The 26,951-nt window shown below is 61.1% G+C and carries 27 protein-coding genes; 18 read left to right on the top strand and 9 right to left on the bottom strand.

The annotated features are described in order from the left end of the window. Positions 1–6 precede the first annotated feature (6 nt). The 4 genes from fabF (at position 7) to gmk (ending at position 4,211) form a co-directional block, all read left to right on the top strand. Positions 7–1,269, top strand: a complete 1,263-nt coding sequence (fabF, locus tag ABID44_RS01980; protein ID WP_354149996.1) for a beta-ketoacyl-ACP synthase II — start codon at positions 7–9, stop codon at positions 1,267–1,269. 105 nt (positions 1,270–1,374) lie between these two features. Next, positions 1,375–2,580: an endolytic transglycosylase MltG gene (gene mltG, locus ABID44_RS01975; RefSeq protein ID WP_354149995.1), complete on the top strand. Its 1,206-nt coding sequence runs from the start codon at positions 1,375–1,377 to the stop codon at positions 2,578–2,580. A gap of 80 nt (positions 2,581–2,660) precedes the next feature. Continuing rightward, on the top strand, positions 2,661–3,551 hold the full coding sequence (locus tag ABID44_RS01970; protein WP_354149994.1) for a YicC/YloC family endoribonuclease: 891 nt from the start codon (positions 2,661–2,663) through the stop codon (positions 3,549–3,551). A 3-nt stretch (positions 3,552–3,554) separates the two neighbouring features. Beyond that, positions 3,555–4,211, top strand: coding sequence for a guanylate kinase (gmk, locus tag ABID44_RS01965; RefSeq protein WP_354149993.1), 657 nt, complete (start codon positions 3,555–3,557; stop codon positions 4,209–4,211). Positions 4,212–4,313: 102 nt separating this feature from the next. On the opposite strand, the gene rsmA is transcribed toward gmk, so the two are convergent. From rsmA to lptF, 6 genes are all read right to left on the bottom strand, one after another. Then, positions 4,314–5,141 carry a 16S rRNA (adenine(1518)-N(6)/adenine(1519)-N(6))-dimethyltransferase RsmA gene (gene rsmA / locus ABID44_RS01960; protein WP_354149992.1) on the bottom strand — a complete coding sequence of 276 codons (828 nt, stop codon included), beginning with the start codon at positions 5,139–5,141 and terminating at the stop codon, positions 4,314–4,316. Next, complete coding sequence (gene pdxA, locus ABID44_RS01955) at positions 5,138–6,163, bottom strand: 4-hydroxythreonine-4-phosphate dehydrogenase PdxA (RefSeq protein ID WP_354149991.1); 1,026 nt, start codon at positions 6,161–6,163, stop codon at positions 5,138–5,140. Before pdxA ends, rsmA begins: the two co-directional genes overlap by 4 nt. 1 nt (position 6,164) lies before the next feature. Further along, on the bottom strand, positions 6,165–7,100 hold the full coding sequence (locus tag ABID44_RS01950) for a peptidylprolyl isomerase (RefSeq protein WP_354149990.1): 936 nt from the start codon (positions 7,098–7,100) through the stop codon (positions 6,165–6,167). Positions 7,101–7,182: 82 nt separating this feature from the next. Continuing rightward, complete coding sequence (locus ABID44_RS01945; RefSeq protein WP_354149989.1) at positions 7,183–9,591, bottom strand: LPS-assembly protein LptD; 2,409 nt, start codon at positions 9,589–9,591, stop codon at positions 7,183–7,185. Then, positions 9,591–10,679, bottom strand: coding sequence for an LPS export ABC transporter permease LptG (gene lptG, locus ABID44_RS01940; RefSeq protein WP_354150187.1), 1,089 nt, complete (start codon positions 10,677–10,679; stop codon positions 9,591–9,593). Before lptG ends, ABID44_RS01945 begins: the two co-directional genes overlap by 1 nt. After that, positions 10,676–11,875: an LPS export ABC transporter permease LptF gene (lptF, locus tag ABID44_RS01935; RefSeq protein ID WP_354149988.1), complete on the bottom strand. Its 1,200-nt coding sequence runs from the start codon at positions 11,873–11,875 to the stop codon at positions 10,676–10,678. The genes lptG and lptF overlap by 4 nt, the downstream gene beginning before the upstream one ends. A 321-nt stretch (positions 11,876–12,196) precedes the next feature. Here lptF and ABID44_RS01930 point away from each other — a divergent pair, with 321 nt between their 5' ends. The 6 genes from ABID44_RS01930 (at position 12,197) to ABID44_RS01905 (ending at position 16,892) form a co-directional block, all read left to right on the top strand. Continuing rightward, positions 12,197–13,705: a leucyl aminopeptidase gene (locus ABID44_RS01930; RefSeq protein ID WP_354149987.1), complete on the top strand. Its 1,509-nt coding sequence runs from the start codon at positions 12,197–12,199 to the stop codon at positions 13,703–13,705. Between the two features lie 39 nt (positions 13,706–13,744). After that, entirely contained in the window at positions 13,745–14,194 is a 450-nt protein-coding gene (locus ABID44_RS01925) for a DNA polymerase III subunit chi (protein WP_354149986.1), read from the top strand. A 46-nt stretch (positions 14,195–14,240) separates the two neighbouring features. Then, positions 14,241–14,846: a hypothetical protein gene (locus ABID44_RS01920; RefSeq protein ID WP_354149985.1), complete on the top strand. Its 606-nt coding sequence runs from the start codon at positions 14,241–14,243 to the stop codon at positions 14,844–14,846. Next, positions 14,843–15,703 (top strand): 23S rRNA (adenine(2030)-N(6))-methyltransferase RlmJ, encoded by an 861-nt coding sequence (locus tag ABID44_RS01915; protein WP_354149984.1) that lies wholly within the window; start codon positions 14,843–14,845, stop codon positions 15,701–15,703. The genes ABID44_RS01920 and ABID44_RS01915 overlap by 4 nt, the downstream gene beginning before the upstream one ends. Before the next feature lie 52 nt (positions 15,704–15,755). Continuing rightward, a complete protein-coding gene (locus ABID44_RS01910) occupies positions 15,756–16,202 on the top strand; it encodes a hypothetical protein (RefSeq protein WP_354149983.1) in 447 nt (148 codons plus the stop codon). A gap of 93 nt (positions 16,203–16,295) precedes the next feature. Continuing rightward, a complete protein-coding gene (locus ABID44_RS01905) occupies positions 16,296–16,892 on the top strand; it encodes a glutathione S-transferase (protein WP_354149982.1) in 597 nt (198 codons plus the stop codon). An 88-nt stretch (positions 16,893–16,980) separates the two neighbouring features. Here the strand turns inward: ABID44_RS01905 and ABID44_RS01900 are convergent, their stop codons facing one another. After that, on the bottom strand, positions 16,981–17,655 hold the full coding sequence (locus ABID44_RS01900) for an outer membrane protein (RefSeq protein ID WP_354149981.1): 675 nt from the start codon (positions 17,653–17,655) through the stop codon (positions 16,981–16,983). Between the two features lie 415 nt (positions 17,656–18,070). Here ABID44_RS01900 and ABID44_RS01895 point away from each other — a divergent pair, with 415 nt between their 5' ends. From ABID44_RS01895 to ABID44_RS01870, 6 genes are all read left to right on the top strand, one after another. Then, positions 18,071–18,835: an SDR family oxidoreductase gene (locus ABID44_RS01895; protein WP_354149980.1), complete on the top strand. Its 765-nt coding sequence runs from the start codon at positions 18,071–18,073 to the stop codon at positions 18,833–18,835. Further along, a complete protein-coding gene (gene uvrC / locus ABID44_RS01890) occupies positions 18,832–20,862 on the top strand; it encodes an excinuclease ABC subunit UvrC (RefSeq protein WP_354149979.1) in 2,031 nt (676 codons plus the stop codon). Before ABID44_RS01895 ends, uvrC begins: the two co-directional genes overlap by 4 nt. A gap of 136 nt (positions 20,863–20,998) precedes the next feature. Beyond that, the gene (pgsA, locus tag ABID44_RS01885) at positions 20,999–21,595 is read left to right on the top strand and encodes a CDP-diacylglycerol--glycerol-3-phosphate 3-phosphatidyltransferase (protein ID WP_354149978.1); all 597 of its coding nucleotides are present in this window, start codon (positions 20,999–21,001) and stop codon (positions 21,593–21,595) included. A 4-nt stretch (positions 21,596–21,599) separates the two neighbouring features. Next, positions 21,600–21,851, top strand: coding sequence for a molybdopterin converting factor subunit 1 (gene moaD, locus ABID44_RS01880; RefSeq protein ID WP_354149977.1), 252 nt, complete (start codon positions 21,600–21,602; stop codon positions 21,849–21,851). Positions 21,852–21,855: 4 nt separating this feature from the next. Then, positions 21,856–22,323 (top strand): molybdenum cofactor biosynthesis protein MoaE, encoded by a 468-nt coding sequence (locus ABID44_RS01875; protein WP_354149976.1) that lies wholly within the window; start codon positions 21,856–21,858, stop codon positions 22,321–22,323. Between the two features lie 85 nt (positions 22,324–22,408). Then, positions 22,409–23,149, top strand: a complete 741-nt coding sequence (locus ABID44_RS01870; protein WP_354149975.1) for a YbaY family lipoprotein — start codon at positions 22,409–22,411, stop codon at positions 23,147–23,149. A 177-nt stretch (positions 23,150–23,326) separates the two neighbouring features. Here the strand turns inward: ABID44_RS01870 and ndk are convergent, their stop codons facing one another. Further along, the gene (gene ndk / locus ABID44_RS01865; RefSeq protein ID WP_354149974.1) at positions 23,327–23,749 is read right to left on the bottom strand and encodes a nucleoside-diphosphate kinase; all 423 of its coding nucleotides are present in this window, start codon (positions 23,747–23,749) and stop codon (positions 23,327–23,329) included. A 232-nt stretch (positions 23,750–23,981) separates the two neighbouring features. On the opposite strand from ndk, the gene ABID44_RS01860 reads away from it, so the two are divergent. After that, complete coding sequence (locus ABID44_RS01860; RefSeq protein WP_354149973.1) at positions 23,982–24,494, top strand: DinB family protein; 513 nt, start codon at positions 23,982–23,984, stop codon at positions 24,492–24,494. A gap of 60 nt (positions 24,495–24,554) precedes the next feature. Further along, a complete protein-coding gene (locus ABID44_RS01855; RefSeq protein ID WP_354149972.1) occupies positions 24,555–26,432 on the top strand; it encodes an ABC-F family ATP-binding cassette domain-containing protein in 1,878 nt (625 codons plus the stop codon). A gap of 3 nt (positions 26,433–26,435) precedes the next feature. On the opposite strand, the gene ABID44_RS01850 is transcribed toward ABID44_RS01855, so the two are convergent. Next, positions 26,436–26,951, bottom strand: coding sequence for a SixA phosphatase family protein (locus ABID44_RS01850; RefSeq protein WP_354149971.1), 516 nt, complete (start codon positions 26,949–26,951; stop codon positions 26,436–26,438).

Raw genomic sequence — 26,951 nt, 5'->3', positions numbered from 1 at the left:
TCTGACATGCGGCGCGTTGTCGTTACGGGTCTTGGCCTGCTTTCGCCTTTCGGTATGGGTTACGAGCACGGATGGAAAGAGCTTCTGTCCGGCCGGAGCGCAGCGCGCCGTGTAACGGAATTCGAGGTGAGCGATCTTGCTTCAAAGATCGCCCACGTCATTCCCCGTGGCGACGGAACCAACGGAACCTTCAATCCGGAATCCGTTCTCGAAGCCAAGGAACTGCGCAAGATCGGCGAGTTCATCCTGTACGGAATCGCGGCCGCCGATGAAGCCCTCAGGGATTCCGGCTGGGAGCCGAAGACCGAGGACGAGCGCTGCGCCTCCGGCGTGATGATCGGTTCCGGCATTGGCGGTATCGAAGGCATCGCCGATAACGCCATCACGCTCAGGGAGCGCGGTCCCCGCCGCATCAGCCCCTTCTTTATTCCCGGCCAGATCATTAATCTGGTTTCCGGGCAGGTGTCGATCCGCCACGGCCTCAAAGGCCCCAACCATGCTGTGGTCACGGCCTGTTCGACTGGCGCGCACGCCATCGGCGATGCCGCGCGGCTGATTATGCTCGGCGATGCCGACGTCATGCTGGCCGGCGGCGCCGAAGCGCCGGTGACGCGCCTTTCCCTGGCCGGTTTCGCCGCCTGCCGGGCGCTTTCCACCGAGCGCAACGACACGCCTGAAAAAGCGTCGCGTCCGTATGATCGCGATCGCGACGGGTTCGTCATGGGCGAGGGTGCGGGCGTTGTGGTTCTCGAAGAACTGGAACACGCGCAAGCCCGTGGCGCGCACATCTATGCCGAAGTCACCGGCTACGGACTGACTGGCGATGCCTATCACATCACCGCGCCGTCCGAGGATGGTGACGGCGCGTTCCGTTGCATGACGGCGGCGCTGAAGCGTGCGAATCTCAAGCCGTCGGACATCGATTACATCAACGCCCATGGCACCTCGACCATGGCCGACACGATAGAGCTTGGCGCGGTCGAGCGTCTGGTCGGCGATGCCGCCCAAAATATTTCGATGTCGTCGACCAAGTCGTCGATCGGACACCTGCTTGGCGCCGCCGGTGCTGCGGAGGCGATCTTTTCGATTCTCGCCATCCGCGACAATATCGTGCCGCCGACCATCAATCTGGACAATCCCGAACGCGAAACCGCGATCGATCTGGTGCCGCACAAGCCGCGCCAGCGTCAGGTTGATGTCGCGCTGTCGAACTCTTTTGGCTTCGGCGGCACCAATGCTTCGCTGATCTTCCAGCGATTTAATGGCTGACAACCCAACGCGTATGGCCTTCGGCAGTGTCGAACGCCGGGAATTTTGCCATATTCGCTCCTACTCTGCCGGAGGGGAAACGATACGATATCAGACCGGGACGCCATGAACACCAATTCTGCGGGCAACGAGTTTGGCCGAGACGCTACACCGCAAGCCGGTCCGATCGTGCCGAAGACGGCAAACGAAGCTTTGCGACCGGAAAAGGGCACGCCTCCACCGGCCAGGAGGTCGCGCAAGTCCCGCAGCCAGGTGATCGTCTTCCTGAACTTCGTGCTTTCGCTGGTGCTGCTGGTTACGGTTGGCGCGGGGCTCGCAGTCTATTTTGGCAAGAAGGCTTTCATCGAGCAGGGTCCGTCCCTCGCCGGAGACACCTTTCTCGTCAAACCCAATACCGGCGTCGCGCAGATCGCAGAGCAGCTTGAGCGCCGGAATCTTATCAGCGACGCACGTATCTTCCGGATGGGCGTGCGCGCCTACAACAACGATCAGGCGCTCAAGGCCGGCGAGTACGAGATCAAGCCGCACGCCTCGATGCGTGACATCATGGACCTGCTGAAGAGCGGCAAGTCGGTCACATATGCGCTGACCATTCCGGAAGGTCTGACCGTGCATCAGGCTTTCGAGCGTATAGCGGGCCATGAAGCGCTGACCGGCGATATGCCGGCGCAACTGCCGGTGGAGGGCAGTATCGCGACGGACACGCTGCGCTTTACGCGCGGGGCCACACGCCAGCAGATGATCGACAAGCTTATGGCCGACCAGAAAGCTCTCGTCGCCGAGATATGGGCGCGTCGCGATTCCGATTTGCCTGTTGCCGATGAAAACGAGTTCGTGACGCTCGCCTCCATCGTGGAGAAGGAAACTTCTCGCGGGGACGAACGCTCGCGCATTGCCGGCGTTTTCCTGAACCGCCTGCGCAAGGGCATGCGCCTGCAATCGGATCCGACGATTATCTACGGTCTGTTTGGCGGCAAGGGCAAGCCGAGCGACCGCCCGATCTATCAGTCGGATATCGAAAAACCCACGCCGTACAACACCTACACGATCAACGGTTTGCCGCCCGCGCCGATCGCGAATCCGGGGCGTGCTTCGCTTGAGGCTGTCGCCAATCCCTCCAAGACGGAAGATCTCTACTTCGTCGCCGACGGAACGGGCGGACATGCCTTTGCGACGACGTTGAAAGAGCATAACGAAAACGTTGCGCGCTATCGCGCCTGGCAGCGCAAGCAGGCCGAGGAAGCGGCAAAGGCGCCTGCCGGCCAACCCGCTGCGGCGGGTGAAGCCGCGGGAACAACTTCAACTCAGTAGAACCGGTAGCCGGATCGTTTGTCCGGTCAAATCGTGGCGATGCCCGCCGGGCTTGTCGGCGGAAGGCGGGAGAGAATCGCATGACCTTGCAAAGCATGACGGGATTTGCGCGCGCTACTGCGGAGCACGAGGGCTCGGCTGTAGCGTGGGAACTCAAGTCGGTGAACGGCAAGAGTGCCGAGGTGCGTTTGCGCCTTCCGCCCGGTTTCGAGAGGCTGGAGCTTCCAGTTCGACAGGCGATCCAGAAGCGTTTTACGCGTGGCAGCTTTCAGGCCAGCCTCAACGTCACCCGGCCTGCGGGAACGATGGCTCAGCCTGTGGTGAACGAAGTTTTCCTGGAAAATGTCGCCGGTCTCGCCATGCGTCTTCAGGAGCAGTTCGGAATAGCAGCCCCCAGCGCAGATGGCCTGTTGGCGCTTCGCGGCGTTCTGGACATTCCCGATGCGGCCGAAACACCGGAAATGCGCGCGGCACTCGATGCTGCAATCCATCAGGCGCTTGAACATGGGCTTTCACAGCTTGAGCAGGCGCGCCAACAGGAAGGGCAGGCGCTCAATGGCCTGTTGCTTGGGCACCTGCAACGTATCGAAGAACTGACATTGCGCGCTGAAGCTGACCCGTCGCGAGAGATTCCGGCCATCCGGGCGCGGCTTGGCGAGCAGGTGAAGCTGTTGCTCGATTCATCCAGAGAGCTGGATGAGGCGCGCCTCCATCAGGAAGCTGCATTCCTCGCCACCAAGGCGGATATTCGTGAAGAAATCGACAGACTGAAGACCCATTTGGCCGCCGGGCGCGCGCTGCTGGTTTCGGGTGGCGCTATCGGGCGCAAGCTCGATTTTCTTGCGCAGGAATTCAACCGCGAATCGAATACCTTATGCTCCAAATCGAATGCCGCCTCGATCACCGCCATAGGGCTTGAACTGAAGGCCGTTGTCGATCAATTCCGCGAGCAGGTTCAGAATCTGGAGTAGCAGATGCCGTCAAAAGATGCCGGTTCCCAAATTCGTCGGCGGGGCTTGATGCTCGTTCTGTCCTCTCCTTCGGGGGCCGGCAAGTCGACCATTGCGCGAAACCTTCTGGAGAGCGACAACCAGTTCGAACTGTCGGTCAGCGTCACCACACGTCCGCGGCGCGGCAGCGAGATCGATGGGCGGCATTATCATTTTCGTACCCGTCGCGAATTTGAAATCCTGCGCGATAATGACGAATTGCTGGAGTGGGCCGAGGTGCATGGCAATTACTACGCCACACCACGTGGACCTGCGGAGCGCGCCATGGCCGAGGGGCGCGACATGCTCTTCGACATCGATTGGCAGGGTGCGCAGCAACTGCGCGAAAAGATGCGAGGCGACATTGTTTCGATCTTTATCCTGCCGCCTTCCATGGCGGAACTGAAAGAGCGCCTCAAGCGCCGCGCCGAAGATCAGGAAGCGGTCATCGAAACCCGGCTGAAAAACGCCCGCGATGAGATCGAGCATTGGACGGAATATGATTTCGTCGTCGTCAATGACGATCTTGACCGCGCTTTCACGGAAGTGGTGTCGATCGTGACCGCGGAGCGGCTGCGTCGTGACCGCCGGCCGGGGCTGTTCGATTTCGTCTCGGGATTGCTTGACGAAACGGTCGTGTAAGCCTGTTTAGAGCATTTCCAGCAAAAGTGTGAAGCGGTTTTGCGTCCGGAAATGCGGCCAAAACAAGCGTTTCTGCCGATTCATTGAAAAACCAGAACCGCTTTAGATCGCGTTTGCGAGGCGAACGAACTCCTCGACGCTCAAGGTTTCGGCACGTCGCGTCGGATCGATCCCCATTTTTGCAAGAAGGCTCTCGCCTCCCAGCCCCTTCAGGCTCTGGCGCAGCATCTTGCGGCGCTGGCCGAAAGCCGCTTCCGTCAGCTTGCCGAGCTTGCCCACGTCTGCGGCCAGCGGTTCGGCGCGCGGCACGAGATGCACTACGGAAGACGTCACCTTGGGCGGCGGAGTGAAGGCTTGCGGCGGCACATCGAAGGCGATGCGCGCCTGCGTGCGCCAGCCGGCCAAAACGCCGAGCCGCCCATAAGCATCCGCGCCTGGCTCAGCCACGATGCGCTGCGCCACCTCACGCTGGAACATGAGCGTCATGGATTGATAAAAGGGGGGCCATTCCCGTGCGGTGAGCCAGCGCACCAGCAATTCGGTGCCTACATTGTAGGGCAGGTTGGCGACGATCCTGATCGGCTCGCCGGGATTGGCCAGTTGCGAAAAATCCGTCTTCAGCGCGTCACCCGGTATGACCTCCAGCCGACCGGGATAGTGTCGTGAAACCTCGTCCAGGGCGGCAAGGCAACGCTCGTCCTTCTCGATGGCGACGACCTTTTTCGCGCCGTGGGCGAGCAGCGCACGCGTCAGGCCGCCAGGTCCGGGACCGACTTCGATCACTGTCGCGTGCGACAGGTCTCCAGCGGTGCGGGCGATCTTGCCGGTGAGATTGAGATCGAGCAGGAAATTCTGGCCGAGAGCCTTCTTCGCCCGCAACTCGTACCGGTCGATGACCTCGCGCAAAGGAGGCAGTCCGTCGAAGCTCACGCAACCTCCGCGGTCTTGCCGGTTTCGGCCAGCTTGCCGGCCAGTTTCAGGGCGGCAATGAGACTGTCGGGGCGCGCTATGCCCTTTCCGGCAATGTCGAATGCGGTGCCGTGATCCGGGGATGTTCGGATGAACGGCAGGCCGAGCGTCACGTTTACGGCCTCGTCGAAGGCCAGAGCCTTGGCCGGAATAAGAGCCTGATCGTGATACATGCACAGGGCGACGTCATAGCGGGTGCGGGCGCTGGCATGGAACATCGTGTCGGCCGGCAGCGGCCCGAAAGCGTCGACGCCTTCCGCCTTGAGCGTCGCAATGGCCGGCGCGATGACATCACGGTCTTCCGTGCCCATGGCTCCATCCTCACCTGCATGGGGGTTCAGCCCCGAGATCGCCAGCCTTGGATTGGCCAGCCCGAAACGGGCTCGCATATCTTTGGCTGTGATGCGCGCCGTTTCGACAATGAGATCGGTGGTCAAGGATTTCGGCACTTCCAAAAGAGCGATATGGATGGTCACGGGAACCGTCCTCAACTCCGGGCCGGCCAGCATCATGACAGGCCTGACCGGTTTTCCGGTACGCTGCGTGGCCAGATGCGCGAGGTATTCGGTATGCCCCGGGAAACCGAAGCCTGCGTCGTAAAGCGGCTTCTTGGCGATGGGACACGTGACCACCGCGGCGGCCACACCGGAAAAACAATCCGCAACGGCGCGGTCGATGGCCTCGATTATGCCGAAGGCGTTGGCTTTGTCGGGGTGGCCGGGAGTATCGGTAAATCGGCTTTCAAGCGGGACAATGGGCATAAAGCGGGGAAAGCGGTCCACTGCCTGCGCCGGCGTCACTTCTGCGAGAGGAATCTCCTCGCCGAGCAGTCTGGCCCGAGCCGAAACCAGCGCCGGATCGGCAATCAGGTAGAAGGGCGGGGTATCCGCATTCCGTCGCAGCCATGCCGCAACGGCGATTTCCGGTCCTATACCGGAAGGGTCGCCGATACTGACGGCAAGCGGAGCGCGGCTGTTGTGCATGTCAGCGCTGAACGATCTTGGCCTTCTTTTTCAGCTCATCCATGTATTTGTTGCCGAGTTCGTCCGCACCGGCATTGGCGTTCTCGCTCTGGAAAACCAGTTCCGCCACGCGGTCATCGGAAACCTCGCGCGCGCTGCATACGCCGATGAATTCTACACCGCGCTCGGTCTCCCGGACGCCGGTTGCGCCGCCGGCCTTCGTTTTCTTGATCTGGTCGGCCCATTCCGGTGGCAATTGTGGCGCAATAATGCGGCCCAGATCGCGAACGGTCACATCCAGAAGACCTTTGGCAAATTGCTGAGTGTTGGCGCAACCGTTGAAGCGGGCGCGGAAGGATTCGGCCTCGCGCTTGCGCTTGGCGAGCGTCGATTTGCGCTCAGCCGGCGGGATGACGAAAATCACCTGCTGAAGCATATATTCAGTGGCGGATGGTTTAGAGCCGCCTTTCTTGAGCATGTTGCGCACGGCTTCCTGCTGGCTGGTCAGGCCGGTTCCCGACTGCTCGGCGCGGTAGCGCGCCCCCAGCGTCTGATTCCACGCAAGCTGCGAACGGATGAACTCCTTGAAGTGCTGTTTGGTCACCCCGGATTGCGCCATGACCGCGTCGAGTTGCGCAAGCTGCATCTTGTTGCTCGCGGCGAAGCGGGCATAGGCGTCGTTGACCTGCTTGTCACTGATACGGATGCCCAGCCTCTGCGCTTCGGCAAGACGCAGGGTCTGCTCGATCATCTCGTTGGCCGCGTCGCCCTTGCGCCGCTGAAGGCGGAAGAAGGCGTTGCGATGCTGAATGTCAGCCGAGGTGATCGGCATATTGTTGACGATGTATTTTATCTCGCTGGCCTGCGCAGGCGTCGTCACGGCTGTCGCCGCAATCGCCGTTACACCGACGAAAAGGGCAAGGCTTGCAGACAGGATGTATTTCCGCATTCCAGGCATCCAGCTTTCAAATTCAGGTCACAACACGATATGAATCGGGCTTCTGCCCGCTTTATGCGGCAAAACCGTGTCGAGCGCCAGTTTACTGGACGATGTTGCCGCTGGAGGATCCGAAATCACCGAGCGTCCGGAAAGTGATGTTGAACCCGATCGTCTGGGAAACATCCTTGTCGTCACGGTTCCGCGTCTGGGAGTAGGTCATCAGATAGGTGAAGCACTCGTCGGCATAACCGAAACCGACGCCGTTCTTGACCAGGACGTTTTTCTCCAGATCGTAGGTGCCGGAGCCGAAAACGCGCCAGTTTTCGGCGAACTGGGTCGAAGCACCGAGCGAGACTTCATGACGGTCTTCGGTGAAGCCATAGTCCGGCTGGGACTGGATGAAGGCATAGCGGGCCGACAGGGAAACCGGGCCGCCGCTATAGCCGAGCTTGGCTTCCGAGCGGCGGACCTCAAAAGTCTGTTCGTCAAACCGCCCGCTGAGCGACGCCGAAACGCCACTCGGGCTGCTGAAGCCGACAAGGCCGACATAATCGGAGCGATCGGATTCGAGACCGGAATTGGCGCCTACATTGACGAGATCGGGCGCGGCAAAGGAATTCTCTCCGCCCAGATGATAGGACTGGCCAAACAGCGCGTTCGTCGTCCAGCCATTGTTGAAGCTGGCGACATAGCGGAAGCCGACATTGGCGCGCGAGCCACCTTCGATGCGGTCGTAGCCGGAGAACTTGTCGCGCTCGAACAGGGTCGAGGCGTCGAAGACGAAGCTCTGCGCATCCTCATTCGGAACCGAAAGGCCGCCGACATAATCCTCATTGGGGCGCAGGAAGAGCTGCGCCATCGGCTCCAGCACATGGGAAGAGCCGGTCGCGGAAAAGAGGATCGGCCAGCGCCATTCGAGACCCAGAGTCGCCATGGACCGGAAGAAGGACGAGCGCATGTCGGCTGTCGTGCCGCGGTTGCTGGCCATGTCGTTAATGGCGACAAGGGAGTCCGACGACGCATTGAGATAGTTGCCGTCAGCCTGGAAGGCGAGTAGCGGCGTGAACACCATGCCGCCATCGGTGACAAAAGAGCGTTTCCATTCCGCTTCGGCAGTCAGGCGACCGCTGTCGCCCTCGACGCCACGGACACGCTGCACGCCAGATGTGGGAACGTAAGGAGTGTTAAATGCCTGATCGATCCGGTCACGGCTGATGGTCCGTGCGTTCACATTCAGCGAAAGCTGTCCACCGGCAAGCGGAGTATCAGGAATGTAGGCATAGTCGAATGATGGGAGAACCCAGGGCTGCTTTTCGTCACGACCACGCTGCCGTGGGTCGCTTTTGAGAATATCTTCCTGAATCTGGAATTTCATGCCGCGCAGATCGAAGTAATTCCGATCGTTGAGGCCGGTCAGATAGACTTCGGAACGGTGAGCGTAATCGCTGAAGCCGTCGATGCTGTAGGTCCGGGAGAAATTCTTGTCTGTCTGAAGCAGGACGTCCCAGCCGAAATCCCAGCGCGAGTTGATCGCGAACTGACCTTTCGTGCCCATCATGCCACGAAATTTGTTGTCGTCGTTGGGGCCGCGGTTTTCGGTATCGGCTTTAAATGCGCCCGGGTCCTGCTGGCGGATGCCGGCAACCTTCACACTGTATTGACCGCTGTTGAAACGCTGGCGCCACTCGGCCTCACCAAGGAAACCCTGCTTCGAATAGTAGTTACCCTTCACCGTCAGGTCGTAGGTGGGGGAAAGGGCGAAATAATAGGGAATGCCGGCGCCGACGCCGAGATCGGACTTGTATGAGATCGACGGGAACAGGAAGCCGCTCTTGCGCTTCACCGTGGGGTCGGCAATCTCGAACACCGGCAGATAGGCGATCGGCAGGCCGAAGAACTCGAAATTGGAGTTCTGGAAGCGGATCGTCTTTTTCTGGCTGTTCCAGATGATCTTCTGCGACTTGACGCGCCAGATGGCGGGCTTGTCCGGCTTGTCCTCGCACGGCTCGCAAGCCGTGTAGACGCCGTTATGGAACGTGGTCAGCACGCCGCCCATGCGCTCGGCGCTCTCGGCGGCGAAATAGGTCTTGTCCACAGTCTCGACGCGCAGTGCGTTCACGAAGCCGTCCGCGAAGTCGTCTGTGATGTCGATATGCTCGGAGCTGACCTTGGTGCCGTCGCTGTGGATAATCTCGACCTTACCGCTCGCCACAAGGCGCTGCGTGTTGCGGTCATACTCCACGCGCTCGGCGACCAGCCGGTTGCCGGCATAGTCGATCTGCACGCCGCCGACGGCGGTCACGGTCTGCGAATCGTTGTCATAGACCAGCGTGTCGGATTCCAGCAGCATCTGCGCGTCGGAAGGAACCCTCTGGGCCAGATCCTGCATGTCCTGTGCGAGAGCGGGCGTAGCCGCCAGGCCGCCCGCCAGAAGGCAGGCGAGGCCGCTGACGCCGCACAGGAGCGACAATCGGCTGAACCGACCGTTTTGCAAAACCGCCCCCCTCACTAGCCATCTTCCTTATACAAAAGGAATGTTACCCCGAAAAACATGGCGACGACAACCGGGAACCATGCAGCCACGATTGTGGGCACGAAACCCGCCACGCCGAACGCCTTGACGAGAACCGAGACGACATAAAGCAGAAACCCGGCCACGACGCCACCCAGAATCATTGTCGCCGATTGCCCCATGCGTGCAAAGCGCATCGACACCGTAGCCGCTATCAGAGTCATGGCCACCAGCAGGAAGGGCAGGGCGATCAGCGAATCGAACTGCATCGCAAAGGCATTTGCACCAAGGCCGAATGAACGGGCAACCTCGATCTTCCGGGGCAGTTCGTAGAACGGGATGGTTTCCGGCTGGGCGAGCCTTTCCTGAACGAACTCCGGCTTCAGATCTGTGGGAACGCGGTCGGTCTTTCTCTTTTCGCCGGGCCCATCGGAGGGGCGCACGGTTACATCCTGCAATTCCCAATAGCCGTCGCGCAGAAACACGCGGCGGGCGTCCTTGCGTTCGAAGATCTCGCCGTCGCGATCCAGCATGAAAAAGGTCGCATCCGACATCTGCAAACCCTGCGAAAGGATTGCGCGCGCGCCGATGATGGTGTCGCCGGATGCGGTTTTCTGCCGTAACCACGGCACGGTGTCGCTGTCGACCTGGTTGGATTCGCCCGAGCGCAGCAGGTCCTCGATGTTCTGAGACTGGATAAGCCCCTTGGCCGCCAGAGGGTTCAGAACCGCAACAGAAAGAATGCCGAAAACAAAGGCCCCGAGGCATACGGGCAGAAGGAATTGCCACGCCGAGATGCCCGCGGCTCGCGCGACCACCAGTTCGTATTTTCGGTTAAGGGATATGAGCGTGGCCATCGCGGCGAAAAGCCCGACGAACGGCACCGTCTGAAGCACCAGCATCGGAACCCGCAGCGCCGAGATGGTGGCGCCGATCCAGTAAGTGAACCCCGGTATGCGGGCGGTGCGGCTGGTCAGCTCCGTGAAATCGATAAGGAAGACGAGCGCGAAAATGCCGAGGAAGAACCATGTCGCGATGGTTGCGTAGCGAAAGAAGAAATAGCGCCCGAGCGTCCAGCCCATCAGACGGATCCTCCGCCTGCGCGTGCGTTGGAAATCCGTAATCTGACATCGGTGATGAGGCGCGACACGCGGGTGGGCAGAGCGTTGATCCTGTCCACCCACCCAATGGGCAATTCCATTGCGCGTTGGGTCCTGATGCACCACACCGAGACGAGCGCCATGCCGATGGGAACGGCATAGAGCGCATAGTTCAAAAGAGGCTGGTTTTTGCCCTGTCCTTCGGCGAAATAGCCCATCCAGCGCACGAACAAGGCGATGCAGATGGTGGTCACCAGAGGATGGATGCGCGCTTCACGATGCGATTTCGCGTCACCGGCCACAGCAAGAGCGATCAGGGCGAACGTGATCGGGTAGAGCCACTCGGAAAACCGCTTGTGCAATTCGTTACGAAAGGAGTGGGGCGACCTCTTGTAATGTCTGTCATTGCGGTCGGGATTGAAAAGATAGGCGGTGCTCTGGTCCTTGGGCATCAGTGTGGCCGCGCCGGCCTCCGGTTCGAATGCCGACAGGTCGAACGCATAAGATGTGAAATGGACGATGGATATGTCGCCGCCGGTCGCTTTTCGCTGAATGACGCCATCGTTCATCAGCAGGGCCTTGGCGTTGGCGAGATCCACCACCGATCCGGTCTTGGCGTAATAGATCAGGTCGACGCCTTCTTCCCTGCTGTCGGCTACGAAAAGCCCGGCGAGCTGATTCCCCGGCAGCCGTTCGCCGACCTGCACGAACAACCCGTCCTCGATCTTGCGGAACGTGCCTTCCTGAATGACGAGCGAAAGGAAGTCGGCGCGCGCATTCGTGATGAGCTCGCGATTGCGCTGACGGGCATAGGGCTCGACGACGTTCTGAATCAGAAAGCAGAATATGGCGGCTGCAACCGCGAGGATCAGCACAGGTTTGGCCACGGTCATGCGCGACGCGCCGGCGGCGTTGATCACCACCAATTCGGAATCGGCGTTCATGCCTGAAAGTGTCTGGGCGACCGCGCCGGCGACGGCGAAAGGAACGACGATGGGGATGACGGTCGGTATGATGAGCGCCGCAACTTCGAAGAATGTTAGCGCCGATTGTCCGCCATCGGTGACGAGGTCGATGCGTGCGAGAACCTGCGTCGTCCACACGATCGCCAGCGTCCATGCCAGAGCCGCCAGAAAGAGCAGCAGCATGCGGCGCATTATATAGCGTTCAATGACCTTCATGCAGGCGGTTTCTCGAGCGGTTCAACTGGCATCTTGCCTCGATCAGAGGAATTATCGGCCCCGGCGCCGCCCGCACCAACGGCGCGATCCGACACTCCGGAACGGATCGCGCTTCCCACAGGCGCAATGTGGTTCCCAATGGATAAAAAAGCGCGAAGGCCCATGGTTAACAACTGGTTTCAGGAAGAATGACGCTAGAATGCAGCCGATGCTGCACGGCCGAATCGCGCAATCTGCTATCCACGGTTGTCACCATAGCTTGCCAGGGCGCGTAAAACGACCAACTCTCGCCATCCTTCACCGAACCGAAAGTCCAGTTTGATGACACCGACACCTTCAATAAGCTTCGCCAAGTTTTCCGTACCTGCAAAGGGCAATGCCTACCTCCTGTCTGCCGAAAAGGATGGTTTCGGGCAGGCTGTGGCCGGTGTCGATCCGGCCGGGGTGCTTGAGCGCGCTTTCGGGATCGCCGACTTTTCGGGCAAATTCGGGGCCACGCTGGAAGTTATTGCGCCCCAGGGCAGCGGATTGGACAAGCTGGTGGCCGTCGGGGCTGGCAAGAGCGCCGAGCTGGATGAATATGCCTGGCTTCGGCTGGGCGGGGTGATTGCCGCTTCCGCGACCAAGGCCAAGGACGCGAGCGTATTGCTCGATCTGCCCGGCGAGGTGGCTGCCGATCCGGCCTGCGCCGCCAATATCGCAGCCGGAATTTTGCTGCGCGCATATGCCTTCGACAAGTACAAGACCCGCAAATCGGACAATGGAGACGACAAAAGCGGCGTCGTTTCGAAGCCGGCCCGGATCACGATCATGTGTGCGAACCCCACTGGCGCCAAAAAGGCGTTCGCCGGGCTGAAAGCTGTTGTCGATGGGGTCGTTCTGGCTCGCGACCTCGTCAATGAACCGGCCAACATGCTGGGGCCGGTCGAATTCGCCGCACGTATCAAGGAACTGGAGTCGCTGGGCCTTCAGGTCGAGGTTCTGACTGAAAAGGAAATGAAGAAGGCCGGTATGGGGGCGTTGCTTGGCGTGGCGCAAGGCTCGCCGCGGGGCGCGCGCCTGGCTGTCATGCGTTGGGAAGGCGGCCGCAAGGGTGGGAAACCGCTGGCCGTGGTCGGCAAGGGCGTGACCTTCGATACCGGCGGAAACTCGATGAAATCGGCGTCCGGCATGGAGGATATGAAGGGCGATATGGGTGGAGCGGCGGCTGTCGCCGGGCTCATGTGCGCGCTGGCGTCCCGCAAGGCCAAGGCCAATGTGGTCGGCATCGTCGGGCTCGTGGAGAATTCCGTCGACGGCAATGCGCAGCGCCCCGGCGACATCGTGACTTCCATGTCGGGCCAGACCATCGAGATTCTCAACACCGATGCGGAAGGCCGCCTCATTCTGGCGGATGCGCTCTGGTATTGCTGCGAGCGTTTCCAGCCTTCCGCGGTGATCGATCTCGCCACGCTCACGGGCGCGATCATGGTGGCGCTGGGCCAGCATCACGCCGGCCTGTTCGCGAACGATGACGATCTGGCGAACCATCTGACGCAGGCCGGTCTCGCCACGCGGGAGCGGCTGTGGCGTATGCCGCTCGGCCTGGAATATGACAAACTGCTCGAATCCAGGAATGCGGATATGAAGAATATCGGCGGGCGCTATGGCGGGGCCATTACCGCCGCGCAGTTCCTGCAACGCTTCGTCACGGACGACACGCCCTGGGCGCATCTGGACATTGCAGGCACGGCGATGGCCGCGCCGTCGAATGACGTCAACCATTCATGGGGTACGGGTTTCGGCGTTCGACTGCTCGACCGCCTTGTCCGCGATCATTATGAGAAGTAGCAGGTTTCATAATCACAGGGCCGGACCGGCCGCGGCGTCATGACAGAGATACTGTTTTATCACCTGACCGAATCGACGCTGGAGGATGCGCTACCCGGCTTGCTGGAGCGCAGCCTGCAGCGTGGTTGGCGGGTGGTGGTGCAGACCGGCTCTGAAGACCGCCGCGATGCGCTCGACCAGCATTTGTGGACTTTCCGGGACGATTCGTTTCTCGCCCACGGCACCGATCGCGAAGCATTCCCGGCCGAACAGCCGGTTCTGCTCACCACCGGCGGCGACAATGCGAACGGGGCGCAAATCCGGTTTCTGGTCGACGGAGCGGAGCCGCCGGACCTTTCCGCCTATGAGCGGGCCGTATTCCTGTTCGACGGACACGACGCCGCCCAGCTCGAATCCGCCCGCAGCCACTGGACGACGATGAAGGCGGCTGGCCACGAGGTGACCTATTGGCAACAGACTCCGGACCGGCGCTGGGAGCGTAAGGCATGAGTTCCGGGTTTGGCATACCGTGTCGCGGGGCTGAGGGAGCCTGAAGGTGCGTTTGCTTTTTTTGCTTATTCTCCTGGCGGGAGCCGCGCTCGGCCTTTACCCATGGGCCGTCGCAAACTTTTCAGGCTCCGAAATCGGAACGTGGAGCGTCTTTGAGTCGGGTCGCTTCGTACCGGCTCAGGTGCGGCTGAAATCTTCCGATGCTCCCGTGCGGGTGCTGGTCGATCTGACTATATGGCGGCCTCATGCCGTGCAGACTGGCCGCGCGGAGCTAGGCATAACCGCCACCCATGACGGGCAGACCGTATTTCAGGACGTGCTGAAATTTCCGGCCGACCCGCTGCGGCGGCAAAAAAGCCCGCAAATTACCGAGCGGGTGTTTCGGGCCGATGGCGGGCTGATCGAAAGGATCGGAGGAGGAATCTACCGGTTCGATCTGCAGCGTAGCGATCTCGTGGACGCCGATATCAAGGGCGTCGAGCTGGTGCTAAGGCGCGATGCCGGGGCGGTCGATCCGCGCATGCAGCCGGCTGGCCTGTCCCTGATGGGAATAGGCGTCGTCGGATTGGTGCTGGCGTTCCGGCGTCGAGCCAGGCGCCCCGAGAATCCGAACTCCCGGTCTCCGCGCTGGGGCAGGGGCAATCGGGAATGAACTATCGGCACGCCTATCACGCAGGCAATTTCGCCGATGTGGTCAAGCATGTCGTGCTGGCGCGCATCATTGAGTATCTCAAGCGTAAGGAAAAGCCGTTCCGCGTGATCGATACACATGCGGGTATCGGCTTCTATGACCTGGCGGCGGAGGAGGCGGGCAAGACGGGAGAGTGGTGCGACGGCATTGGCCGCATTGCGGGCGCGCAACTGGATTCCCGGGCAGGGAAGCTTCTGGCCCCCTATCTCGATGCGGTGCGCGCTGTGAACGCTGGCCCTGAAATTGCGCATTATCCGGGCTCGCCCATGATCACGCGCCATCTGCTGCGCAAACAGGACAGGCTGACCGCAATCGAGCTGCATCCGCGGGATGCGGTTCAGCTCAGGCAATGCTTCGAAGGAGACGTTCAGACCCGCGTGATCGAGCTCGACGGCTGGCTGGCGCTCGGCGCGCATCTTCCGCCCAAGGAAAAGCGTGGGCTTGTGCTCGTCGATCCGCCCTTCGAGCAAGGCGGGGAATTCCGGCGTCTGACGGAAGGTCTTGAACGCGCGCATCGCCGCTGGCCGGGCGGCATCTATGCGCTGTGGTATCCGATCAAGGATCGCAAGGCCGTCGCCGACTTCCGCAGATCGCTGGCGGATGCCGGTATTCCGCGCATATTGGATGTCGCCTTTGAGATCCGGCCCGCCGGTTCAACGCCCCGGCTCGACGGCAGCGGAATGATCGTGGTCAATCCGCCGTTTACGCTTGAGCAGGAGTTGAATGTCGCTTTCCCGGAACTTCACCGGTTGCTTGAACTGGAGCCCGGCTCGAAATGCTCATTGAGCTGGCTCGCGGGGGAAAATCGAGACGCTTGACCGCGCCGCGCGAAATCCTCAAAGTGCCGCCAAATCACCTTATGAGGCTGAAATGATCCGCGCCGCCAAGTCTGCCCTTGTTGCCATCGTCGGCATCTGCGCCCCGCTGCTCGTGCAGCCTGCGGCTCAGGCCGCCGACCTCTCCGTCTACGTGGAGGAGGCTCCGTCCACGGTTTGCAACACGCCGTCGGTTCTGAACCGGATCAGCAGCAAGTTCTCGCACCAGGTGCGCAACGTTCCCAATCTGCCGCAGGTCGCCATATCGGATTTCCACCGTATCCATCTGCGCCGCAGCGAGCCTGCCAGCGAAAGGTGGCCGATCGCGCGCCATTACTGCGGTGCGAAGGTTACGCTTTCGGACGGGTATGATCGCGATATCTGGTATCTGATCGAAGAGGGGCAGGGCTATGCCTCCATCGCCGGCGACAATGTCGAATTCTGTGTATCCGGATTCGATCGCTGGCTGGTTTACAACGCGAGCTGCCGGGTCCTGAAATAACACATTTGCCGTGATGGCCGATTTTCATCCTCACAGGCTCCAAAGCCTTGAGGGATAAATTTGTTGCGCTTTGCACAAGGATGGAAAGAGAGAATGCCGAAGCTGCTTTATGCACCAGCGTCACCCTATAGCGCCAAGGTGCGCATGTCGGCTGTCTACGCCGGATTGGATCTGGAGGCGGTCATCATCAATACGTCGGAGCAGCCTCCGCAACTGACTGACGCCAACCCGCTCGGCAAGATTCCCACGCTGTTGCTGGACGACGGGCGTGTGATCTTCGACAGCCGCGCCATCACGCAATATCTGAATCGCGAATCGAAAAATGCGCTGTTTCCCCGCAATCCGGACAAGCGCACCGAGGCTGAGGTGCTGGAGGCGCTTGCCGATGGCGTCTGCGACTGCGCGCTGGCGATCATATATGAGCGCCGCATGAGACCTGAAGAAAAGGTGCATCAGGACTGGATCGACGGTCAGTGGCGCAAGATCGCCCGCGCGCTCGACCACCTTAACGACAATCCGCCGAAGCTGCCGAAGAAGATCACGGCGGGCCAGATCGCGGTGCGGGCCATGTTGGGGTATCTGTCGCTGCGCTTTGCCGGACAGTGGGAACGCGGTCGCGGGCGGCTGACGCGGTGGGCAGCGCGTTTCGACGAGAAGTTCCCGGAACTGAAGGCCAGCATTCCATCCTGACGGGCAGCGGACAGCAGCTTTCCTGGGTTGAAAGGCAATAAAAAAGCCGGGGCAAGCCCCGGCTTTTTCGTATGATCCAGCGTCAGGATCAGAACTTCATGCCGACGCCGAAGTTGATGCGATGATCACGCGAGTCGAAGTCCGCCGAGCCGCCAGCGCCAAGGTTGAAGTTTTCCTTGCCGTAGTCGGTGTAGCGATATTCAACGCGGCCGAACACATTGTCGGTGAACTTGATGTCGGTGCCGGCCCCGGCGGTCCAGCCGAGCATGGTGTTGCGGTCGCTGGCGCCGCCGACGTTGTTATCCGTGACCTTCAGGCTCTGGGCAGCGCCACCCGCCGTACCGTACAGCAGAATGTCGGGGCTGATCGCGTAGCCGAGGCGGGCACGGATAGAGCCTTCGACGCCGGCCTTGGCTTCCACGCCGGCATTGCTGCCCTTGACGCCGCTGTAGCCGATGTCGCCTTCCGCACCGAGGACGAGATTGTTGTCCATCTGATAGTTGTAGCCGACGAAAGCGCCACCGAGGAAACCATCGGTGCTGATCGAATTGCCGGGCTCCCTGGCGCGGCCGCTGAAGCCGTAGCCGAGGTTCACACCGGCATAAGGGCCGGCCCAGGAAGCCACGGGAAGTTCGGCGATCGGGGCAGGAGCCGGCGGCTCTTCCATCACCACGTCGGCGGCGAATGCCGGAGCGGATGCGGCGAAGGCGAGAATGCCGAGCGCTGCCGCTGCGGGCCTTGCGAATTTGAGTTTGGTCGTCATGGTCATTACTCCTTCAGCCACAGACACTGGCTTTCCTGACGTGAGGGGCGAGGCAGTCTTGGGAGGAAAAACGATCCCGCCGCTCATCGGTTCCGAAATCTCGTGGGGAAATGCGGCGGAAGCGAACCTGAATTTGGGTGATTTTCCGGCCTAAATGAGGCTGAAAGGGGGCGTTGCATTCACGCAACAGGTTCTGTCAGGAAGGATCTGGCTATCCGGCTAAACGCCCTTGGTCCAAGGCGTTGGCATGCCTATATTGGCGCTGCGACGGTTCCAACGAGCCGTGAATCGGATAGAACGCCAGCGTTTTCGCCACAATCCCGCCTCAGGCGCAAACGGAGTCTGAACGCCAGCCGGAGATTGCGGTCAGGCAGGCGGGCTGGCACGCTCGGATAACTGAAGCAGGAATCGACAGATGGATGAGGTTGCGGCGGTCGCGCTGGTGACGGGTGGGGCGAAGCGGATCGGGCGCGCGATCGTCGAAGATCTGTGCGCCAACGGCTTCACAGTCGCCATTCATGGCAACAACTCGTCGTCAGAAGCGCAGGAACTCGCCGACCGGATCACGGCGCAAGGCGGCAAAGCTGCGGCTTTCGAGGCCGATCTTACCGACATGGATGATACAGGCCGGCTGGTCGGCAGCGTGGCGGATACTCTGGGGCCAGTGCGCCTCCTGATCAACAACGCTTCGGTGTTTGAGAGTGATTCGGCGCTCGATTTCGACTGGGAGGGATGGGATCAACATTTCGCAATCCATCTCAAGACGCCGGTTCTTCTGGCGAAGCGGATGGTCGAGCAATTGCCTTGCGGCGCCGAGGGGCTCGTGGTCAACATCATCGATCAGCGGGTGTGGCGTCTGACGCCGCGCTATTTTTCCTACACGCTCTCCAAATCCGCATTGTGGACCGCCACCCGGACCATGGCCCAGGCGCTTGCCCCACGCGTGCGGGTCAATGCTATCGGTCCGGGGCCGACACTGCGCAACGCCCGGCAGGATGAAGACGATTTCCGCCAGCAGGTCGATGCGCTTCTTCTGAAGCGTAGCCCCGGGCTTTCCGAATTCGGCGCCACCATCCGCTATCTGTGGCAGGCGCGCTCCGTCACCGGCCAGATGATCGCGCTCGACGGCGGCCAGCATCTGGCATGGAAGACGACGGATATTGCAGGTGTCGTGGAATGAACGCCGCAAGACAGGGCAAAATCTCCGGCCGGGCGGTCGCGGACATGCCCGATGAAGAGCCGGACGACGATATCGTCGAGGAGGTGGTCGCAGCACTTCCCCAGCTGTCCTTCACGGGCATTGATCTCGACAGGGATGGCGAGGAGGGTCAGGCGAAGATCGGCGCTGAAGTCATACAGGCGCTGGTCAAGCGCCTGCCCAATGCGCCCGGTGTTTATCGTATGATGAATGCCGCCGGCGATGTCCTTTATGTCGGCAAGGCGCGCAGCCTGAAGAAGCGTGTAACGCAATACGCACAGGGACGTTTTCATACCAACCGGATCGGCCGTATGGTGCGTGAAACGGCGCGTATGGAGTTTGTCGTCACCCGGACGGAAACCGAAGCGTTGCTTCTTGAGGCAAATCTTATCAAGAGGTTGCGCCCGAGATTTAACGTTCTGATGCGGGACGACAAGTCGTTTCCCTATATCCTGCTGACGGCCGATCATCCATCCCCCGGCATCTACAAGCATCGCGGGGCGCGCTCGCGCAAAGGCGATTATTATGGTCCCTTCGCGTCGGCGCAGGCGGTGGGGCGCACCATCAATTCCCTGCAGCGGGCGTTTTTGCTCAGAAGCTGCACCGATTCCTTCTATGAAAACCGCACCCGGCCCTGTCTGCTTTTCCAGATCAAGCGCTGCTCGGCGCCCTGTACCGGCGAGATTTCGCATGTCGACTACGCCGCGCTGGTGACGGAAGCGAAGGACTTCCTTTCCGGCCGCAGCCAGAAGGTGAAGGAAGAGATTTCGCAGGCGATGCAGCGCGCTTCCGAAAATCTCGACTTCGAACATGCCGCGATCTATCGGGACCGGCTGGCTGCGCTTTCCCATGTCCAGAGCCATCAGGGCATCAACCCGCAGTCGGTGGAGGAGGCGGACGTCTTCGCCATCCATCAGGAAGGCGGGCAGAACTGCATACAGGTTTTCTTCTTCCGCACTGGCCAGAACTGGGGCAACCGGGCCTATTTTCCGAAGGCCGACCCAGCGCTCGACGCCGGCGAGGTGCTGGGTTCGTTTCTTGCCCAGTTCTATGACGACAAGCCCACCCCACGCGCGATTCTGTTGTCTCATGGCATCGAGGAAAAAGAGCTTCTTGCGGAAGCGCTCAGCGCGCGCGCAGGACGCAGGGTGTCGGTGTCCGTACCGGTGCGTGGCGAAAAGAAGGACCTGACCGAACACGCCTTGCAGAACGCGCGTGAAGCGCTTGGGCGACGATTGGCGGAAACCTCCACGCAGGCGCGCCTGCTGGAGGGTTTCGCGGCCACCTTTGCTCTTGAAAAGGCGCCGACGCGCATCGAGGTCTACGACAATTCCCACATCATGGGCACCAATGCGGTGGGTGCGATGATCGTGGCGGGGCCGGAAGGCTTCGTGAAGAACCAGTACCGCAAGTTCAACATCCGTTCGACGACCATCACTCCGGGTGACGATTTCGGCATGATGCGCGAGGTGATGGAGCGGCGTTTTTCACGTCTGCTCAAGGAGCATGCCGACGAGGACGCCGCGGAAGTCGAGGATGCCCATGGCTTTCCGGCCTGGCCCGATGTGATCCTGATCGACGGCGGGCAGGGGCAGATGACGGCGGTGCGCCAGATTCTCGCCGAGCTTGGCGTCGAGGATCGTGTCACGGCGATCGGCGTCGCGAAGGGCCAGGACCGTGAAGCGGGCCGTGAGCGGTTCTTCGTGCGGGGCAAGAACCCGTTCACGCTGCCTGTGCGCGATCCGGTGCTTTATTTCGTGCAGCGGCTGCGCGACGAGGCGCACCGCTTCGCCATCGGTTCACACCGGGCGCGGCGCAAGAAGGTGATGGTGAGCAGCCCGCTGGACGAGATCATCGGCATTGGTCCGACCCGAAAGCGCGCCCTGCTTCATCATTTCGGAACTGCAAAGGCCGTCAGCAGGGCCGCCGTGGAGGACCTGAGGGAGGTCGAGGGGATTTCGGAGCGCGTCGCCCGGCTTGTCTATGATCATTTCCATGACAATGGATAAGCGTCCGGCGTGCATGTCCGGGCGGAAAGGTCACCGTTTTACCGCGTTGACAGCTTTCGATGGTTGCCCCTTCGACCGCCTTCTGATTTGACTATGCGTCGATCCGATCCGATTTGCCTGTAACGAGTGCATAAAAATGGCCAGCCCAGCTTTCAACCTGCCGAACATGCTGACTTATGCCCGCATTCTGGCGGTGCCGCTGGTCGTGCTGTGTTTCTATCTTGAGGGAAATCTCAAATCGAGCGATTTCGCCCGCTGGTCGGCGCTCGCGATTTTCCTCGCCGCGAGCGTCACCGATTACTTCGACGGCTATTTCGCCCGTGCGTGGAAGCAAACCTCCAATATCGGCCGCATGCTGGACCCGATCGCCGACAAGCTGCTCGTAGCCACCTGTCTGCTGCTTCTGGCGGCCGACACCGACCATCGCGGCGGCATCGCCGGCTGGTCGCTGTGGGCGGCGATCATCATCCTGTGCCGCGAAATCCTTGTTTCGGGCTTGCGCGAATATCTGGCGGCGCTGAAGGTCAGCGTGCCGGTCACGAAGCTGGCGAAATGGAAGACGGCCATCCAGATGGTCTCGATCGGGTTCCTGCTGGCGGGGCCTGCCGGTGACAAGATCTTCCCCTACACCACGCAGACAGGCCTTGTGCTGCTTTGGGTTGCAGCCATCGTCACCCTATATACGGGTTATGATTACTTCAGGGCCGGCCTGAAGCACATTGTCGACGAGTGAGGCGATGAAGCTCATCTATTTCGCGTGGGTGCGCGAGCGCATCGGCAAGGCGGAGGAGAAAGTCGAGCTTCCGACCGAAGTCGAGACCGTTTCCGATCTGCTGAAATGGCTGAAGCAGCGCGGCGAGGAATATGAAAACGCCTTGCAGCACCCAGAGGTGATCCGCGTCGCGATCAATCAGGAACATGTCGGGCATGACGAGAAGATCGCCGGTGCGCATGAGATCGCGCTGTTCCCGCCCATGACTGGCGGGTGACGACATGGGTTCCGTCCAGCCGCATATTCGCATCCAGTCTGCGGATTTCGATGTGGGCGAAGAAATTTCCCGCCTGGCCGGCGGCCGCCGGGACATCGGCGCGGTCGTGACGTTCACGGGCCTGTGCCGCGACGAGGCCGGGCGGCTTTCGGCGCTGGAACTGGAGCACTATCCCGGCATGGCGGAAGCCGAGATGCGGCGCATCGCCGACGAGGCGTCCAAACGCTGGCCGTTGCAGGGCATCACCGTCCTCCACCGCCACGGCAAGCTGAAACCGGGCGAAAACATCGTTCTGGTCGTCACCGCCTCGACGCACCGGCAGGCGGCGTTCGAGGCAGCCACCTTCATGATGGATTTCCTGAAATCGCGCGCCCCGTTCTGGAAGAAGGAGCACACGGTGGATGGAGCGGCAGGCGATTGGGTCGAGGCCCGGGAAGCGGACGAGACAGCGCTCGCAAACTGGCTAAAGTGACCTCCGGTCAATCGCGGAGTTTGCGCATGTCATGCTTTTTCCTCAATCGTGCGCCCCTTTGAACGGCCGGAAACGAGGACATGAAATGCTCAAGAAACTGATTTTGCTGGGACTGGCGCCTGTTGCGGGTGTGATGATGACAACTGCTTCCTCGCCAGCGGCAGAGGTGACGCTAAAGGGTGATGTTTTCTACCGCGAGCGTATTGCGCTCCCGGAAAATGCCGCCTTGTCGGTCCAATTGGCGGATGTGTCGCTCGCCGATGCGCCAGCCGTCGTGATTGGCGAGCAGGAGATTTCGCCGGCAGGGCAGGTCCCGGTGAAATTCGAGATCAAGTTCGATGATTCCGCAATAAGACCGAACATGACCTATGCGCTGCAGGCGCGCATCGCGGTCGATGGCGAACTCTGGTTCATCAATGACACGCATCACGGGGTCGATCCGCTGGCGAAAGATGAGCACAGCATTCTGGTGAAGCGAGTTGCCCGGCAAAGCAACCATCCTCTCCAGAATGTCGACTGGAGGCTGATCTTCATCGACGGCTTTGAAGGTTTGCCGGAGCGCGCGGCCACACTGACGATCGGTGACGATGGGCGGGCCCATGGCAAAGGGCCTTGCAACGGCTACTTTGGCGGCGTGAAAATCGACGGCGAAAGGATTTCGGTTGGCCAGGTCGGCGCGACCCAGATGGCATGCGAACCGAAGCTCATGCAGGCGGAGCACGCCTATTTCCAGTCGCTCGCCAAGGTGGAGAATTACAAGCTCGACGGCGATACGCTTACCTTCAGCGACGCTGATGGCAAGGAACTGCTGCGCTTTTCCAGATAGAGCATTTCCAGCACAAGTATGAAGCGGTTTTGCGTTCTGAAATGCGGCTAAAACAAAGAGATAGAGCGGTTTGGCCGTTTCAATGAAAACCAGAACCGCTCCAGGCCGGGCAGCCGTCTGATCTGAAAACAAAAAAGCCGGGGAGGGTCCCCGGCTTTTTCGTATGGCCTGCTGCGATCAGCCGACGATTTCGGTATCGGAAAACCAGTACTTGATCTCCTGAGCGGCGGTCTCCGGAGCATCGGAACCGTGCACGGAGTTTTCGCCGATCGACAGGGCGAAGCTCTTGCGGATGGTGCCCTCGGCGGCGTCGGCCGGGTTGGTTGCGCCCATCACTTCACGGTTCCGGGCGATGGCGTTCTCGCCTTCCAGCACCTGCACCACGGTCGGTCCGGAGGACATGGACTCGACCAGTTCGCCGAAGAAGGGGCGTTCCTTGTGAACGGCGTAGAAGCCCTCGGCTTCACGGCGGCTCATCCACACGCGGCGGGAAGCGACAACGCGCAGGCCGGCGTCTTCCAGCGCCTTGGTGATGGCGCCGGTCAGGTTGCGGCGGGTGGCATCCGGCTTGATCATGGAAAAGGTGCGTTCGAGCGCCATGGGTCGTCCTTCTGAATTTGGGATTGCTGTGTGGCGCGCTCTATACAGGCCAGCCGGCCTATTGCCAAGGGGAGGCGGTCCAGAGGGACTTGGAGATATGGAGCAGCGGGCGTTCCGACGAACGCGTCTCCGCTGCCCAGCTTGTTTCCCTGGCCGCATTTGTGCAACGTCAGACGATTCCGTCTGACTGCAAAATGCTCTAACCTTTTGCACCAAGCGGCGGGAGAAGCGCATGAGACGCCATTTCACGATGTTTGCAGCCTACAACCAGTGGGCCAACAAGCACATCTATGATGCGGCCGCCGATCTTGCGGACGATGAGTTCACCCGCGATGTCGGAGCCGCGTTCGGCTCCATGATGGGAACGTTGAATCATATTCTCGTGGCGGATCGCATCTGGATGAAACGCTTCACCGGGGAGGGCGATGCGCCGACACGTCTGGACACCGTCCTCCACGGCGATTTGCCGGCGCTTCGGGCGGCGCGCGAGGCCGAGGACAAGCGCATCTTCGATTGGGTCGAAAGTCGGGAAGACAAGGATTTTTCCGGCCGTTTCACCTACATCACGGTCACCGACGTGCGCACCATCTCCCAACGGCTTTCACCCGCGCTTGGGCACTTCTTCAACCACCAGACACATCATCGCGGGCAGGCTCACACCATCCTGACCATGCTGGGGCGCGCCTCCGTGGCTTTGGATCTCGTCTATTTTCTGCGCATGCAAGAGGGCAGGTCCTACGCCTGATCGACGGGATCGCGCTTTCGGCCTTGCTATCGGTGCGCAGGCGGGCCAAAACGCGCGACCATGTTGATCATAAACGACCTTTCGCTGCGAATTGCCGGACGCCTGCTGCTCGACCACGCTTCGCTCACACTTCCCGCCGGCGCCAAGGCCGGTCTCGTGGGACGCAACGGAACCGGCAAGACGACGCTGTTTCACGCCATCACCGGCGATATGGCCTCGGAGACGGGCTCGATCAGCCTGCCCAGGGGCCTGCGTATAGGACAGGTGGCGCAGGAGGCTCCGGGGACCGAAGAGCCGCTGATCGAAATCGTGCTCAAGGCCGACAAGGAGCGTGCGGCGCTTCTTGAGGAAGAGAAGACGGCGACCGATCCGCACCGGATTGCCGAGATCCATGTCAGGCTCGCCGACATCGACGCTCATTCGGCGGAAGCGCGCGCCGCCACCATCCTGTCGGGTCTGGGCTTCGATGAAGAGGCGCAAAAGCGGCCGGCTTCTTCCTTTTCGGGCGGGTGGCGCATGCGCGTGGCGCTGGCCGCCGTCCTGTTCTCCGAGCCCGATCTGCTGCTGCTCGACGAGCCGACCAACTATCTCGATCTGGAAGGCACGCTCTGGCTGGAAACCTATGTGGCGAAATATCCGCATACTGTTCTGCTCATCAGCCACGACCGTGATCTGCTCAACCGGGCAGTCAACTCGATCGTGCATCTCGACAGCAAGAAGCTCACCTTCTGGCGCGGCGGTTATGATCAGTTCGAACGCCAGCTCGCCGAGCAGCGGGAATTGCAGGAGAAGGGCCGCGTCAAGCAGGAGGCGCATCGCAAGCATCTGCAATCCTTTATCGACCGGTTTCGCGCCAAGGCTTCCAAGGCGCGGCAGGCGCAGTCGCGCATCAAGGCGCTGGAGCGAATGAAGCCGATTGGCGCGGTTCTGGACGAGAGTGTGCGGCCGTTCTCGTTCCCGGAGCCGCAAAAGACGGTGGCTTCCCCTATCGTCGCGCTTTCTGGCGTCGATGTTGGTTATCAGCCGGACAAGCCGGTGTTGAAGCGCATGACGCTGCGCATCGACAATGACGACCGCATTGCGCTTCTGGGGGCCAATGGCAACGGCAAGTCCACCTTCGCCAAGCTGCTGGCCGGCAGGCTTGCGACCGAAACCGGCACGATCACGGTCGCGCCGGGGCTGAAGACATCGATCTTCGCCCAGCATCAGCTCGATGACCTGAGACCGGAAGAAAACGCCTATGAGCATGTGCGGCGGCTGATGCCAGATGCTCCGGAATCGAAGGTGCGGGCTCGGGTGGCGCAATTCGGCCTTTCGACCGAGAAGATGAACACCGCCGCGAAAGACCTCTCCGGCGGCGAGAAGGCGCGGCTGCTGATGGGCCTTGCCGCTTTCGAAGGGCCGAACCTGTTCATCCTCGACGAGCCGACCAACCATCTGGACATCGACAGCCGTGAGGCGCTGATCCATGCGCTGAACGATTTCCCGGGCGCTGTGATCCTCATCAGCCATGACCGCCACCTGCTGGAGGCGACAGCCGACCGGCTGTGGCTGGTCAAGGATGGCGCGGTGCAGCCCTTCGATGGCGACCTCGACGATTACAAGACGCTGGTGACGGGACAGCCGGCCGATCGCCGCGACAGGCGCGAGGCGGAGAAGGCTTCGAAGGCGGATCGTCGCCGCGAGGCAGCCCAGCGCCGCGCCGCGCTTGAACCTTTGGCCAAGCAGATCAGGACTACCGAAGGCCTGATGGACCGGCTGCGCAAGCGCATCGACCTGATCGAGGACGAATTGGGCGACCCGGCGCTTTACGAAAAGGACGCCGCCAAGGCCACGAAACTGGCCAAGGAACGCTCCGACCTCGTGACGCAACTGAGCGGTCAGGAAGAACGCTGGCTGGAAATGTCCGCGGAATATGAGGAAGGCATCGCTGAATAGAATTCAGCCGAGGTCCTTCGGAGAGATGAAATCCGCCAGGCGGGCTGAGCCGGCGGCGAGCTCCGCCCAGTCCGGGTCCACTTCAAGACGCGCAATCGCGGCGGTCGGGAATTTGGCGCTCAGGCGGTCGAGGACTGAGTTGTCGGAACTGGGGTCGGCCAGCATCTTTGCAAGAAGTTCCAGCCCCGGATTGTGTCCGACAACGAGCAAGCTCCCCACCTCGTCAGGAACGTTGTTGATTTCGGCCAGTATGCGCCATGGCGCGGCTTCGTAGATTGTTTCGGTAAATTGCGTTGGGCACGGGACTGGCAGTTGCGCGCCGGCAAGCTCCCATGTCTCGCGGGTGCGGGCCGCGGATGAAACCAGCGCAAGATCGGGCAGCCAGCCGCGTCGCGCCATTTCCCGGCCCATCAGCGGAGCAGCTTTTCTGCCGCGCGGAGCAAGCGGTCTGTGAAAGTCCTCAAGGGCGGGATCGTTCCAGCCCGACTTTGCGTGCCGCAGCAGAAAAAGCTGGCGCAT

The sequence above is a fragment of the Aquamicrobium ahrensii genome, assembly GCF_040545755.1.
Lineage (GTDB): Bacteria > Pseudomonadota > Alphaproteobacteria > Rhizobiales > Rhizobiaceae > Mesorhizobium > Mesorhizobium ahrensii.
Note: the sequence above shows the minus strand (reverse complement) of the source record. Positions and strands in the feature narration are given on the sequence as shown.

Bases quoted from the DNA above. Each gene is read 5' to 3' on its own strand.
- fabF (WP_354149996.1), top strand. From the start codon at position 7: ATGCGGCGCGTTGTCGTTACGGGTCTTGGCCTGCTTTCGCCTTTCGGT.
- mltG (WP_354149995.1), top strand. From the start codon at position 1,375: ATGAACACCAATTCTGCGGGCAACGAGTTTGGCCGAGACGCTACACCG.
- ABID44_RS01970 (WP_354149994.1), top strand. From the start codon at position 2,661: ATGACCTTGCAAAGCATGACGGGATTTGCGCGCGCTACTGCGGAGCAC.
- gmk (WP_354149993.1), top strand. From the start codon at position 3,555: ATGCCGTCAAAAGATGCCGGTTCCCAAATTCGTCGGCGGGGCTTGATG.
- pdxA (WP_354149991.1), bottom strand. From the start codon at position 6,163: ATGCACAACAGCCGCGCTCCGCTTGCCGTCAGTATCGGCGACCCTTCC.
- ABID44_RS01950 (WP_354149990.1), bottom strand. From the start codon at position 7,100: ATGCCTGGAATGCGGAAATACATCCTGTCTGCAAGCCTTGCCCTTTTC.
- lptF (WP_354149988.1), bottom strand. From the start codon at position 11,875: ATGAAGGTCATTGAACGCTATATAATGCGCCGCATGCTGCTGCTCTTT.
- ABID44_RS01930 (WP_354149987.1), top strand. From the start codon at position 12,197: ATGACACCGACACCTTCAATAAGCTTCGCCAAGTTTTCCGTACCTGCA.
- ABID44_RS01925 (WP_354149986.1), top strand. From the start codon at position 13,745: ATGACAGAGATACTGTTTTATCACCTGACCGAATCGACGCTGGAGGAT.
- ABID44_RS01915 (WP_354149984.1), top strand. From the start codon at position 14,843: ATGAACTATCGGCACGCCTATCACGCAGGCAATTTCGCCGATGTGGTC.
- ABID44_RS01910 (WP_354149983.1), top strand. From the start codon at position 15,756: ATGATCCGCGCCGCCAAGTCTGCCCTTGTTGCCATCGTCGGCATCTGC.
- ABID44_RS01905 (WP_354149982.1), top strand. From the start codon at position 16,296: ATGCCGAAGCTGCTTTATGCACCAGCGTCACCCTATAGCGCCAAGGTG.
- ABID44_RS01900 (WP_354149981.1), bottom strand. From the start codon at position 17,655: ATGACGACCAAACTCAAATTCGCAAGGCCCGCAGCGGCAGCGCTCGGC.
- ABID44_RS01895 (WP_354149980.1), top strand. From the start codon at position 18,071: ATGGATGAGGTTGCGGCGGTCGCGCTGGTGACGGGTGGGGCGAAGCGG.
- uvrC (WP_354149979.1), top strand. From the start codon at position 18,832: ATGAACGCCGCAAGACAGGGCAAAATCTCCGGCCGGGCGGTCGCGGAC.
- pgsA (WP_354149978.1), top strand. From the start codon at position 20,999: ATGGCCAGCCCAGCTTTCAACCTGCCGAACATGCTGACTTATGCCCGC.
- moaD (WP_354149977.1), top strand. From the start codon at position 21,600: ATGAAGCTCATCTATTTCGCGTGGGTGCGCGAGCGCATCGGCAAGGCG.
- ABID44_RS01875 (WP_354149976.1), top strand. From the start codon at position 21,856: ATGGGTTCCGTCCAGCCGCATATTCGCATCCAGTCTGCGGATTTCGAT.
- ABID44_RS01870 (WP_354149975.1), top strand. From the start codon at position 22,409: ATGCTCAAGAAACTGATTTTGCTGGGACTGGCGCCTGTTGCGGGTGTG.
- ndk (WP_354149974.1), bottom strand. From the start codon at position 23,749: ATGGCGCTCGAACGCACCTTTTCCATGATCAAGCCGGATGCCACCCGC.
- ABID44_RS01860 (WP_354149973.1), top strand. From the start codon at position 23,982: ATGAGACGCCATTTCACGATGTTTGCAGCCTACAACCAGTGGGCCAAC.
- ABID44_RS01855 (WP_354149972.1), top strand. From the start codon at position 24,555: ATGTTGATCATAAACGACCTTTCGCTGCGAATTGCCGGACGCCTGCTG.
- ABID44_RS01850 (WP_354149971.1), bottom strand. From the start codon at position 26,951: ATGCGCCAGCTTTTTCTGCTGCGGCACGCAAAGTCGGGCTGGAACGAT.